This window comes from Aquirufa sp. (assembly GCF_044239315.1).
GTDB lineage: Bacteria > Bacteroidota > Bacteroidia > Cytophagales > Spirosomataceae > Aquirufa.
This window is the reverse complement of sequence record NZ_JBIIBQ010000038.1, coordinates 1-13,017: the sequence shown is the minus strand read 5'-3', so window position 1 is coordinate 13,017 and position 13,017 is coordinate 1. Positions and strand designations below refer to the sequence as shown.

12 protein-coding genes and 1 pseudogene are annotated in these 13,017 nt (G+C 38.5%); 6 read left to right on the top strand and 7 right to left on the bottom strand.

All coding sequences use genetic code 11. The features are described from left to right. Together ACILP5_RS10905 and ACILP5_RS10900 are read right to left on the bottom strand one after the other, a co-directional pair. Nucleotides 1-388 (bottom strand): annotated as a pseudogene (locus ACILP5_RS10905) (SusD/RagB family nutrient-binding outer membrane lipoprotein); the annotation flags it as partial. Nucleotides 389-407: 19 nt separating this feature from the next. Continuing rightward, a complete protein-coding gene (locus tag ACILP5_RS10900) occupies nucleotides 408-3,644 on the bottom strand; it encodes a SusC/RagA family TonB-linked outer membrane protein (protein ID WP_395618677.1) in 3,237 nt (1,078 codons plus the stop codon). 384 nt (nucleotides 3,645-4,028) lie between these two features. On the opposite strand from ACILP5_RS10900, the gene ACILP5_RS10895 reads away from it, so the two are divergent. Next, nucleotides 4,029-4,907 (top strand): aldose 1-epimerase, encoded by an 879-nt coding sequence (locus ACILP5_RS10895; RefSeq protein ID WP_395618676.1) that lies wholly within the window; start codon nucleotides 4,029-4,031, stop codon nucleotides 4,905-4,907. Between the two features lie 33 nt (nucleotides 4,908-4,940). After that, entirely contained in the window at nucleotides 4,941-5,843 is a 903-nt protein-coding gene (locus ACILP5_RS10890) for a DUF3078 domain-containing protein (protein WP_395618675.1), read from the top strand. Nucleotide 5,844: 1 nt separating this feature from the next. On the opposite strand, the gene ACILP5_RS10885 is transcribed toward ACILP5_RS10890, so the two are convergent. Both ACILP5_RS10885 and ACILP5_RS10880 read right to left on the bottom strand, forming a co-directional pair. Further along, the gene (locus ACILP5_RS10885) at nucleotides 5,845-6,735 is read right to left on the bottom strand and encodes a Ppx/GppA phosphatase family protein (protein ID WP_395618674.1); all 891 of its coding nucleotides are present in this window, start codon (nucleotides 6,733-6,735) and stop codon (nucleotides 5,845-5,847) included. Then, on the bottom strand, nucleotides 6,732-7,013 hold the full coding sequence (locus ACILP5_RS10880) for an iron-sulfur cluster biosynthesis family protein (protein WP_395618673.1): 282 nt from the start codon (nucleotides 7,011-7,013) through the stop codon (nucleotides 6,732-6,734). Before ACILP5_RS10880 ends, ACILP5_RS10885 begins: the two co-directional genes overlap by 4 nt. A gap of 63 nt (nucleotides 7,014-7,076) precedes the next feature. Between ACILP5_RS10880 and ACILP5_RS10875 the strand changes: the two genes are divergently transcribed. Continuing rightward, nucleotides 7,077-8,642, top strand: coding sequence for a response regulator (locus ACILP5_RS10875; RefSeq protein ID WP_395618672.1), 1,566 nt, complete (start codon nucleotides 7,077-7,079; stop codon nucleotides 8,640-8,642). 2 nt (nucleotides 8,643-8,644) lie between these two features. On the opposite strand, the gene ACILP5_RS10870 is transcribed toward ACILP5_RS10875, so the two are convergent. Both ACILP5_RS10870 and fsa read right to left on the bottom strand, forming a co-directional pair. After that, nucleotides 8,645-9,316, bottom strand: coding sequence for a cell division ATP-binding protein FtsE (locus ACILP5_RS10870; RefSeq protein ID WP_395618671.1), 672 nt, complete (start codon nucleotides 9,314-9,316; stop codon nucleotides 8,645-8,647). 17 nt (nucleotides 9,317-9,333) lie between these two features. Beyond that, on the bottom strand, nucleotides 9,334-9,990 hold the full coding sequence (fsa, locus tag ACILP5_RS10865) for a fructose-6-phosphate aldolase (protein ID WP_395618670.1): 657 nt from the start codon (nucleotides 9,988-9,990) through the stop codon (nucleotides 9,334-9,336). Between the two features lie 181 nt (nucleotides 9,991-10,171). Between fsa and ACILP5_RS10860 the strand changes: the two genes are divergently transcribed. Genes ACILP5_RS10860 through ACILP5_RS10850 form a run of 3 tightly spaced genes read left to right on the top strand, consistent with a single transcriptional unit; the run spans nucleotide 10,172 to nucleotide 12,153 of the window. Beyond that, entirely contained in the window at nucleotides 10,172-10,873 is a 702-nt protein-coding gene (locus ACILP5_RS10860; RefSeq protein WP_395618669.1) for a tetratricopeptide repeat protein, read from the top strand. Nucleotide 10,874: 1 nt separating this feature from the next. Then, a complete protein-coding gene (locus ACILP5_RS10855; protein WP_395618668.1) occupies nucleotides 10,875-11,231 on the top strand; it encodes a transmembrane 220 family protein in 357 nt (118 codons plus the stop codon). A gap of 1 nt (nucleotide 11,232) precedes the next feature. Next, nucleotides 11,233-12,153 (top strand): sugar phosphate isomerase/epimerase family protein, encoded by a 921-nt coding sequence (locus ACILP5_RS10850; protein WP_395618667.1) that lies wholly within the window; start codon nucleotides 11,233-11,235, stop codon nucleotides 12,151-12,153. A gap of 34 nt (nucleotides 12,154-12,187) precedes the next feature. Here ACILP5_RS10850 and ACILP5_RS10845 read toward each other — a convergent pair whose 3' ends face one another. After that, nucleotides 12,188-12,919, bottom strand: a complete 732-nt coding sequence (locus ACILP5_RS10845) for an outer membrane lipoprotein carrier protein LolA (protein ID WP_395618666.1) — start codon at nucleotides 12,917-12,919, stop codon at nucleotides 12,188-12,190. Nucleotides 12,920-13,017 lie beyond the last annotated feature (98 nt).

Below are 13,017 nucleotides of genomic sequence, written 5' to 3'. Positions count from 1 at the left end.
CCATCAAGACCATCGCCTTGATTGTCTTAGCTATACCCAAGTGGCGTTGCAAATTCGACTTCTGAGCCAAAGGCAACAAAAACTCGACGTCTGCAAGAATATTCGCATAAGCATTAGACCACGTTCCATTAGTAGAACCAGCTGAATAAGCTGCTTCATACAAGGCAGAACCTTGGTTGATTTGACGCGTTAAACGTGCACCACGATCTGATACACCATACCATAAACTCTGGTAGTTAAGCTGGATACTGTTCAAAAGGAAATCAGGGGATGCAGTAGTTGCATTAACTGCATTCGGGTTTTCCAATAATTCATCCAGTTTCTCCGTACATGACGTTGCGAATACCATTCCGGCAATCATCGTCAGTCCATATATAAATCTTTTCATTATCATTTTTAGTTTGGAGTTAGAATGTAAGAGTCAACGTTCCACCCAATCTACGAGAGCTAGGTCCAGTTACGAAATCAAATCCAAGTCCGTTACCTACACCAGTACCCAATACGTCCGTATCGAAGTTCATGTTTGGTGGGAAGTTAAGGGCAAGGAACCATAAGTTAGTACCGCTCAAAGCAAAAGATGCTTTCTTGAATGGAGTCTTAGACATTAATTTATTAGGCAAGCTATATGCCAAAGAAATTTCTCTCAAACGAACCGTAGATCCGTCAAATACGTTAGGCTCATCTGTAGCTCCCTGGTATCCAGAGAAGAAGTAATCAGCTGCAGAAATTTGACGATCGTTTTTGATGTAAATAGGTGTTCCATCTGGATTAGTACCATTCTGTCTTACACCAGGCATGATGAAAGTCATTTCACGATCAGCTACTGGATCCTTGGTTACACCACGGGCTAAAGTTGCTGTTACCGTGTTAGACATTACTACACCTTTGTGACGGTATTCCATCATTGCGCTCAAGGTAAAACCTTTGTAAGAGAAGCTATTGATGAATGAACCAGTCCATGCTGGATTAGGATCACCTAATACTACAGGCTCGTTAGTAGGCTTGTGTACACCAGTTGAAAGGATAATAGGCTGTCCTGTAGCAGGATCTCTGTCAAAACCGATACCTTTAATGATGTTAAATGGCTGACCAGGAACTGCGAAGTTACCTAAATCAGTAAATCCAGCAACTACTACTTCAGATAATCCACCACCTAATTCCATTACGATAGTCTTGTAAGTAGCCCAGTTAATCGTAGAATTCCACTCAAAACCACCTGCCGTAGATACTGGTGTTACAGTAGCTTGGAACTCAGCACCACGCGTTCTGATACGACCAATGTTGATTGCAGTACCAGTAAAACCAGTCGCAGGGTCAATTGGAGCATTCGTAATCAAATTCGTAGTGTTTTTCTCATAAACAGAGATGTCAAATTTCAACTTGTTGTTGAACATAACACCCTCTACACCGAATTCAGCCTCACCATGAAGCTCTGGCTTCAAATTAGGATTACCTAAAGTATTGGATACCGAGTGAGTAGCAGTAACTGCACCACCTACATCAAATGCTCTAGCTGACTGCGCTAGGACGTTACGTGTACTGTAAGGGCTAGGATAACCAGCAGAAGTACCATATCCAAATCTCAACTTCAAGTATTTTAAAGTAGAAGAACTCCAATCAAATGCCGTAGTAGGGATAAAAGATAAAGATCCACCAGGATACAATACGCTTCTATTATCTTTTTCTACAGTAGAAGTCCAGTCATTACGAGCAGACAAGTTCAAGAACAAGTAATCAGAATAGTCTAATGTAATATTCGTGTAAAGACCATATCTACGCTCGTCTACACCATAGTTCATAGAACCACCAGAATAAGCATCGTTGCTCGAAGAGGTAGCAAAGTTAGAGTGTCTGAACAACCCAAAAGCCAATTGGCCTTGAGATGCCACACCAGACTGAGCATAAGAGTCATAACGAGAGTTAGCTCCAAACAAAGCTGTCATGCTGAATTTTTCAGAAAAATCCTTCTTCCAATTCAAGATCAAGTCCTGATTCCAAATCGTGTTATTGATATTAATTGTTCTATAATAACCGTTTTTAGTTGCTAAGTTAGCTGTAGCGCCACCTTTATTGTATAGAAGCTCTTGCAATTCAGAATACGTATCTAGACCTAAACGATAAGTCATAGAGAAGTTATTGCTGAAATCATAGTTCAATGAAGTGGAGTTAAAGAAACGATTCACATCAGAGGTATTCTTATAATATTTAACTAACCAGTTAGGATTAGTTATATCGTTACCACCTCTAAAGTACACAGAGCTTTTATCTACAGGGTTCTCAAATGGAAGGTTTTCCAAATCAACTGAACGTGGAGTAAACAATACGTGTCCAAAAACAGAAGGAATATCCGATCCTGAACCATATGATGCGTTAGCAGGAGGAGAAATTAAATCCGTTCTTGCGAAAGTGAAAGAGGAATTAACAGATAACTTGTCGGTAATTGCCGAGTTAATTCCCAATCCGAAGTTAAACTTCTTCATTTCATTTCCTGGAGTAAAACCTTCTTCATCTGTGTAACCAAAACTTGCATTATAGCTAGTCTTGTCTGAACCACCTGCTACTTGAACAGAGCTATTAGAAATCAAACCTTGTCTAAAGAAGATCTGAGAAGGATCCTTGTAGGCTTTGTATTCATACTTAATTGGAGTACCACCTACAACACCATTTACCCAAAACTGAGGGAATGCTTCACGAATGGAAGCCACAGAAGAAGTAGCATATGGGTGATTAATTAACAATCCAGTATTCATGCTCGGACCGAAGTTAGAGAAGAAGAAACCTGGAGCTTGCTGGAAACCATTACCATACTCCATACCATAATCCGGTAAAGATGCTGCCTTGTTAAAGAACACGGACTGATTAACAGTTACTTCAGCAGTCTTTCTTTTAGATGCACCAGATTTAGTCGTAATTAAGATTACACCATTTCTACCTTGGTCACCATAAAGAACGGTTGCAGAAAGACCTTTCAATACAGACATTGTCTCAATGTTGTTAGGATCAATATCCAAGAAACGAGAAGAAGTCGTTGCTCCACCACCTGTAAATCCGTTTTGTGCATTAGTAGAGGTATTAAATGGAACCCCATCCACAACGAACAACGGCTGGTTATTACCAGTAGCTGATTTGTAACCACGGATAATCATGTTAGTTCCAGATCCTGTCATACCGTTAGTAGAGGTAATGTTTACCCCTGGCACTTTACCCTGCAATACGCGGGCAACGTCAGCTTCTGGACGATTCTCCAACTGTGTTTTACTTACTGAAGTTACTGCGTAACCCAGTGCTTTTTTCTCCCTTGCAATACCGATCGCCGTTACTACCACTTCGGATAGTTGCGAAGCATCGACTTTAAGGGTTAAATTGACTACGGACCGGCTACCAATTGCCTCTTCCTGAGCCTTTAGGCCTACGAAAGAAACAACTAACACATCGGATCCCGCAGGAACGTTAATTGAATACTTACCATCCAAATCGGTGGTAGCACCCACTTTCGTCCCTTTAACGAGAACCGTTGCACCTGGCAACCCTTGACCGTTTTCCTCGGAAATTACCGTACCGGTAATCACCCGTTGTTGCGCTGAAACCTCAAAACTGAGGGTCATTGTTAAAACCGCAACAACAAAGAGTAAAGCTTTTCTCATAAGGTGTTTAGTTTAGTTTAGTTTAATTTATACGGGCAAGTTAAAATATTTGTTCATAATTTCATAATATTTAGATGCAGAAAATTTTAGAAATAGGTTTCGCTACACTATTAAATGCACCATTAAGTATTCGATTGCTTCATAAAATTTGCTCTTTTTACAATTTCGCAAAAGGATACCCTTATTAACCGCTTTAAATAAAGCATGTATAAGTTTTAAACTAGATGATAAGAATTAAGTAGACAAACGTTAATTTCGGTCTTTTGCAAATTCGTCTTTATTATAAAATTGAAAAACGGATTTTGCACTAACATAATCCCTAAGAAAGATGAATCCAATAAAATTTTCCCATTCTTCGGATGTTTAGATAATCATAAAGAGATAATGCTACTAAAAAATAATAAAACAGGTGATTACCTCGAGATTGATCTACTCATCGGGGCGAGCTTAATTGAATTAAATCTTTCCGGAGTTTCATTAATAGATTTGCCAGGTAATGCAAATCACCTTTTAGAAAGTAACCCCTATCACCCGAGTGCACTACTTACTCCTTGGGTGAATCGCGTTCGCAACGGCAACTATTCCTATAAAGGAAAGAATTACCAATTACCTATTAATGAACCAGCTTTAGGAAACGCCATTCACGGTTTATTGGCAAGAGCTCCCTTTTCAATTATACAGGAATCCGAAAATTCTATAAAACTAGAACATATATATAAAGGAGTAGAAACGAATTACCCCTTCCCCTTCCTCTTTAGCTATACTTATCACTTATTAAATGAAGGTGGCCTTGAAATTACCTTCGAAGCAAAAAACACCGGATCAACTTCTATGCCATTTGCCTGTGGCTGGCATCCCTATTTTAGATTTCCCGATACAACTGTGGCGGACTTATCCATCCAATTTTATCCTACCTCCCGTTTTTTATCTGATTCGCAGATGATTCCTTTGAAAGAGGAAAGTCTACAAGGGCAGAAAGAGTTTATATTCTCTAAAGAAAAAGTCGATCATGTCTTTAGACTCGAACCCTTAAAGAAGCACATCACCGAATTAAGAGATAACAAACACCAACGATCCTTGTTCTTAGAACAGTCTTCGATTCAATTTCCATTTCTAGTCGTCTTTCAGCCCGAGGGATTTACTTCAGTGGCTATCGAACCCATGACAGCCAATACCGATGCCTTTAATACAGGTGATGGATTAATTGAATTAGAGCCATTAGAGGTCTTTTCAGGACAGATACGTTTATCCATTGGAAAATAAGCCATTCATACAGGTTTTTTGTACATTTGTCAGATGAAGTATTATTTGCTACTCATATTGTTGCTTTTATCCGCATTAAGCCCTGTTTTAGGGGAATCCTATCTGGATTCAAAGGCGGATTCAAGTGCCAATAAATGGAAGCAAATAATGACTTCAGGTATTAATTTGAATCAATCTAGTTTTAGTGATAACTGGAAAGGGGGAGGAACAAATACCTTAGCCATCGGCTGGTATTTAAATCATACCGCAAATGTCTCGAATGAATCTTGGCGTTTAAATTCAGACCTTAATTTACAAGTAGGATTTCTCCAAAATAGAACCCAAAGTCTACGTAAGAATATCGACCGCATCGCTTATGAATTCAAAGCAGGTTATCGAATTAGTCCTAAATGGGATTTTTATGGTTCGACTAACTTTCAATCACAATTCTTTAATGGATATGAATTTGGGAAGAAAAACAAAGCGGGCATTCCTGTAGATTCCCTCATCTCGAGTATTTTTGCTCCGGCATATTTGACATCCTCTATGGGTTTAGAGTACCATCCTGATAAATCTTTTTATACACGAATCGGTTTAGGTAGTTTACGCCAAACTTTTGTCTTCGATCAAGCTATCTCTAGGGCTGGTTTATATGGTTTAGAGAAGCCAGGCGATAATATTAGAAATCAATTCGTATTCCAATATTTAGTCAATATAGATAAAGACGTGTGGGAAAATGTCAATGTAAAAGCACGTTACTCCGCATTAATTGACTATTTCAGAATTAATAAATCCAATAGTATAGTACATCGGCTAGATGCAAATATAACAATGAAGGTCAATAAATACGTCAGTACTAATCTTCAAATTGTATTATTCCGCGATTATGACCAAGATCCATCATGGCAATTTTCGCAAGTTCTATCAATGGGATTAGTATATCGAATCGAGAAATAACCTATTTTTTTCTATGTAAATAGCGATCATATAACATTTGAAGGATTCCATCTTTCAATCCTAAATCGGGTACTAAAATCATTTTACAGCCTCCTAATTCCATGGCTGTCAAATAGATAGATGCAGCCGGAACAATTACATCTGCTCTATCTGTATTTAATCGAAGTTTATTTACACGATCTTCAAAAGAAAAGGATCCGACATAAGCAGCCATTTCAAATAAGGCATCAAAAGTCATAGATTTATCTTCTGAGGCAGGTTTAGACAAATTGAATAATTTAGCGATATTACCGCCCGTACCAATTGCCTCAATTTCACCAGAGATTAACTCTTTTTGCTGCGTAATCCAATTACGCATCTTCTCCCAATCTCCCTCCTTCTCGGTGCCTTCTAACAAACGAACTGAACCTATTTTAAAGGATTTAGAGGCTAATTTTTCCCGATTACGGTAAATATTCAATTCTGTACTTCCGCCGCCCACATCAATATGTAAATAATTCTTCTTCGGATGCAGGGACTGAACCACCACATCATTAATCAATTCTGCTTCTCGACTTCCATCGATCAACTGAATTTTCATATCCAAAATCTTGTGGATTCTGGTAATTATTTCTGCTGAATTAGCCGCCTCCCGCATGGCTGAAGTAGCACAAATCGCATAATCCTTTACTTCATGCAAATCCATCAACAACTTGTAAGCATGCAACAATTTAAAGATCCTTACTTCTGATTCAGGCGATATAGATCCATCGCTAAATACATCATGACCTAAACGAAGAGCGAAACGCACGTATTCTATCCGCTTAAAACTGATCACTCCGTCATTTTCCAATACACTAGATATTTGAAGACGCGCGGCATTCGAACCGATATCTATAGCTGCAAATTTCATGATTTAGCTGGTTTATGAAGGTAAAAACCATTCCCTTGGGTTTCGTATGAAATCTCTGTTCCCAGGACAAATAACAATTCTCTTCGATCAATAATAACAGGAATATTTTCAATCAGATACTCTTCATCAAACTCGGTTTTAGCATCGAAGCCAAGCACAAATGTTCCACCGCATGTACCTCCACGCATCCCAACCCGAAGAAATGGCTCAGGAAAAGAAATTAAACGCAGATTTTCTACCGCAGATTCCGTTAAATGAACAGGATAATCTATTAACATGTATTAACGAGGATTAAATGCAAAATTAGCTAATTTTAGACTTGAAAGGTAAATAAAAGAAGAATGACGTATAAAATACTTTGGGCAGACGATGAAATCGATTTATTGAAACCCTATATTTTGTTTTTAGAGAACAAAGGATATGAAGTTTATACGGTTAATTCAGGGGCTGATGCACTTGAATTAGTAGAGACTCAAAAGTTCGATATGCTATTCTTAGATGAGAATATGCCAGGAATGTCTGGATTAGAGGTCTTATTACACATTAAAAAGATTCGACCTAACCTCCCTGTTATCATGATCACAAAATCAGAGGAGGAAGAATTAATGGAGGATGCTATCGGTTCTAAGATAGCAGATTACCTCATCAAGCCACTGAATCCCAATCAATTATTACTATCGGTTAAGCGCATATTCGATAAGAAAAGACTCGAAGAAGGAAAAACGAATATAACCTACCAACAAGAGTTTTTGGCATTATCTATGCAATACCAGGACCATTTGAATGCCAAAGAATGGTCTGAAATCTACGAAAAACTGGTGTATTGGGAACTAGAAATTGATACCACCGAAAACAAATCGATGGCTGAAGTCTTGAACAACCAAAAAAATGAGGCAAATGCCCATTTTAGTAAATTCATTGAGAGAAATTATGAAGGCTGGTTGCAAAAACCAGATGCGGAAACACCTGTTTTATCACACTTATTGCTTCGTAAACACGTATTTCCTAAGATAAACGATAAGAGTCCACTTTATTTTATATTGATCGATAATTTGCGTTTTGACCAATGGAAAACCTTAGATAAATACATCCAAGAATACTTTCAATTAGAAACAGAAAGCAAGTATTATTCCATTCTGCCTACCACAACTGCTTATGCCCGAAATTCAATATTTGCCGGCATGATGCCGTCAGAAATTGCAAAAAATTATCCGGATAAATGGGTCTATGATATAGGTGATTCAGAAGATGAAGAAGGGTACAATAAGCAAGAGGAGTTTTACTTACAAGAACAGTTAAAACGATTGAAAATCAACGCTAAAAGCTCCTATCACAAGATTATTCACCAATACCAAGGAAAGCAGTTAGTCGATAATTTCAATAAATTAGCCACCAATGATTTAAATGTGATCGTCTACAATTTCGTGGATATGCTATCTCACGCACGCACAGACATGGCCATGATTAAGGAATTAGCTCCGGATGAATCTGCTTACCGAAGTTTAACAGCCAGTTGGTTCCAACACTCTCCCCTATTTGATCTTTTAAAGAAGATCGCTGAGAAAAAAGGACGCGTGATCATTACGACAGATCACGGGATGATTCGGGTGCAAAACCCAGTTAAAATCGTAGGAGATCGTAATACAAATACGAATTTGCGCTATAAGCAAGGAAAAAATTTAAATTGGGATGCAACCAATAAAATGATGGTTTGCAGAAAACCAGAGAATATTTTCTTGCCGAAACCGAATGTCTCTACCACCTACGTGTTTGCAAAAGAAGACAATCTATTCGCTTATCCCAATAATTACAATCAATACGTAAACCACTATAAAAATACGTTCCAACACGGAGGTATTTCACTAGAGGAATGTATCATTCCAATCATTTATTACACCGGAAAATAACATTATAAACTGGTAACGGGGAAGATTTTACCTCCTTCGCATTTAAGAATTTTACCTGGAACCTTAGTCATCGTATTGTAGTCATGACTAGCCATGATAATGGCCATTCCACTTTGGTTTAATTCTTTGAATAATTGCATGATTTCCAAAGAAACTTCAGGATCTAAGTGCCCTGTAGGTTCATCAGCTAGCAATAGTAGGGGGTTATTCAAAATCGCTCGGGCGATACAAATACGTTGCTGTTCTCCACCGGAAAGACGGTGAATACGTTTTGAAATGGCAGAACTCATTCCAACTCGGGCTAAAACCTCTTCAATTTTGAATCGAATTTCGTCTTTATTCGTATGACCTGTCGCCTCTAAAACAAAAGCTAAATTCTTCTCAACATTGCGATCTGTCAACAATTGAAAATCTTGAAATACAAAGCCTAATTTGCGTCTTAAAAATGGTACTTCTGAACGCTTAATGGAATTTAAAGAATAGCCTGCCACCGATGCTGTACCTGACTGCAATCCAATTTCAGCGATAATACTGCGGAAAAAAGTACTCTTTCCACTACCTGTTTTACCAATCAAATAATAAAAATCACCCTCATTAATCGTTAAATTAATGTCTTCAAGTGTGTTAACACCCTCTTGAGAAATACTTACTTGTTCAAAAGATAAAACAGACATAAAATCGCCTAGGTTAATTAAGAATTCGCTTTTGCGTGATCAGCTAAAAATTGGGATAAACCAGAATCAGTTAATGGGTGCTTCAATAGAGCCAACATGGCTGATAATGGACCTGTCATTACATCAGCAGCTGCTTCTGCACATTTAATGATATGCATAGGGTGACGTACAGAGGCCGCTAAGATTTGGGTATCAAATTCGTAGTTATCATAGATCAAGCGAATTTGCTCGATCAATTCGATACCATCAAATGAAATATCATCTAAACGTCCAATGAAAGGGGAAACGTAGGTTGCACCTGCCTTAGCTGCTAATAAAGCTTGGCCTGCAGAGAAAACTAATGTGCAATTCGTTTTGATACCTCTTTCAGAAAAATATTTCAAGGCTTTGATACCGTCCTTGATCATGGGAATCTTGACTACAATTTTATCATCTAACTCGGCTAATTCTTCGCCCTCGCGAATCATCCCCTCATAATCAGTCGCAATCACTTCGGCAGAAACATCACCATCTACAATATCACAAATCGCTTTGTAATGACGTAAAACGTTGTCTTTCCCGGTGATTCCTTCCTTAGCCATCAAAGATGGGTTTGTTGTAACGCCGTCTAAAACACCTAAATCCTGTGCCTCTTTAATTTGAGCTAGGTTTGCTGTATCGATGAAAAATTTCATATGTCAGATTATTTATAACAAAAAAATGGCAAATTCACCGCTACGACCGACCTACCCTTGCTTCGATCAAGACCTGGGGGATTCAGCGGGAGCTGGTAATTTGCCGTCACAAATATGACAAAAAAGGAGCTTTTTTCAAAATAAATATCGTTTTTTTAGAATAGCACCTTAACTTTAAACGATGAAAAAATTGATTCTATTCGTAAGCCTTTGCTTTGCTTGGGCTTGTTCTACTTCGGGTGAGGCCTGGTTAGACGAGGCAAAAGCCAGATTGAAAAAAGGGGAAACGGTTTCTGCAAAAGAAGCGCTTCAGAAAGCGCTTGAAAAAAATCCGGGTTTAGCGGAAGCGTATAACCTGCAAGGGGTCATTCTATTTCAGGAAAAAAATTACCCGGAGGCAGAAGCAGCCTACCGCAAAGCCATCGAGTTAAAGCCCTCCTTATATACCGCTCAACTAAATCTAGGGGCAGTATTGATGGAACAAGGAGTTTGGGATAAAGCCTTAGACCCGACCGATAAAGCTATCACAGCTCAGCCCGATTCTAGTGCAGGATACCTCCAAAGAGGGATTATTCAAGCAGCTTTGGCTGATCCAAAGAAAGCAAAAATCGATTTTACTCAAGCCATTAAATTGGCCCCAAAAGATATTAATGCCTATTATAACCGCGGAAACATTTTGTTTCAAGAAGAAAATTATGCCGCAGCAATAGCTGATTTTGCGAAGGCAGCGGAAATTGATCCAACTTTTGGTAAAGCTTATTATGCCTTAGGACTCAGCTATATAAAATCAAAACAAAATGATAAAGCTTGTCTATCTTTCCAACAAGCACAAAAATTAAATTACCCAGGCGCTTCTGATGCCGTTAAAAACCTATGTAATTAAGATGAGAAAGGCACAAAACGTTTTGGGAGGTTTATTTGGAATCATCTTTTTATTGTTTTCCTACTGGCAATTAAATGATCCTGATCCAGTTTTATGGGTCCCAGTATATCTTACGGCCGCCTACACGTCTTTTCAGGCGCTGCGTAATAGTACAAATCCAGAACTTTTGATAGTTCTATTATGCTTATCCTTCTTCGCTGGCTTGCAATTGTGGGTTGAAATGACGGCCTGGGAAGGATTTTTAACGGATGGGTTAAGCATGAAGACGCATAATCAAGAATTAGCCAGAGAGGCAGTTGGTCTTTGGATTGCTTCGGCTTCCTTCGCCCTATTTTATATTTTAGAAAAAAAGAAATAAAATGTTAGATCTCGGTTTTGTTTCCGCAATTCTCCCTAATAAAAGCCTATTTGAGGTATTAGACTACGCAAAACAACAAAATTTTGCGTGTGTGGAGGTTATGTGCTGGCCCTCCTCCTCAGCAGATGCACGAAGGTATGCTGGTGTTTCACATATCGCAGTGGATCAACTTTCTCCAGAGGAATTGATTGTTTTGAAGTCTAAGCTTGACATTCATCCGGTCAAAATATCTGCTCTCGGCTATTATCCTAATCCATTAGATCCGAACGAAACACAAGCCTCTTTTTACCGAGAGCATATCAAAAAAGTCATTAAAGCAGCTGCTGTTTTAGGAATATCACGTGTGAACACATTTGTGGGACGTGATTATACGAAGAATGTGAATTACAATGTGGGCCGATTCTCAGAAGTTTGGCCTGAAATTATTGCCTTAGCAGATTCTTTACAGATTAAAATAGGGATTGAAAACTGTCCCATGTTCTTTACAGATGATGAATGGCCGGGTGGAAAGAATTTGATGACCACACCCAAGATTTGGGATGAATTATTTACGATTATTCCTTCGTCGAATTTTGGCCTCAATTATGACCCATCACATATGGTTTTCCAAATGATGGACTACACCTACCCTATTTATCACTATGCGGATCGATTACATCACGTGCATTTAAAAGATGTAAAAGTCTATCAGGAAAAGTTAAATCGCGTGGGAATCTTAGCGAATCCATTAGAATACCATTCCCCTAAGATTCCAGGATTAGGGGATATAAACTGGGGAAAGTTTATCTCAGCCTTGAATGATGTACGTTACCGAGGCCCTATCGTAATCGAAGTAGAAGATAAGGCTTATGAGGGTTCGGAAGAGGATATTGATAAAGCGATCCGAAGTGCTCGAAACCACATTCAGCAATTTTTACCTTAAAAAAAGGGCTTCATTTCTGAAGCCCTTTTTTGTGTTATTTGCTTGGTTTAGCGAAGATAACTGGATCAATCGTCGGGTTAATATCTACCGACACTGTCTCTACCGTCATCATTCCACCCATTGGGTTAGCTGTTTCCACCGTGTAAGGGAAAGCAAGGCCATTCACCATTTTATAGTTTGAGAAGTTAACTTCTGAATCTACTTCTTGACCATTCGCTTGAACTTTAGCTTGAGTCTTCACTACGAAATTAGTAGTAGTAGAAACATACACTTTACTATCCTCACCTGAAGGTTTTGTTACCGTTAACAAATACACATCAGCACCATCTAATTTCTCTTTCGATACCAATTCAATCTTATAACCATCTTTTTTAGCATTCGTAAGAATAGAACCTAACGTCTTTTGTGAACTAGCCATCTTTACTTGTTCACGAGGCATATCTTCCGGCTCACCTGTACCACCCATCATTGCAGGGCGATTCATCCAACCTTTATCACCATCGATAACCGTAATGATTTTATTTCCCATTACTTCGATTTCCGTACGAAAAGACTTACCAACCACTAATGAGGTCTTACTTTCAATGTCCATTCCCTGAACACTAAACTTACTCTTTACCACAGCAGTTTTTACTGTAGCCCATTTATCGGCACCACCCATAGCGGCTTCGTGTTTAGCTAAAATTTCCTCTGTCGATTGAGCAAAAGCTACATTAGCAACAAGCATTACTGCCACAAGGCAGATTGATTTGATCATTGTTTTCATTTTGAAGGGGTTTATTTTCGAAAGTTAAGAAAATTATTGAGCTTTTTTTGGAATAGAACGCATCACAATAAACCAACCAATAAGTACTAGAATGGCGG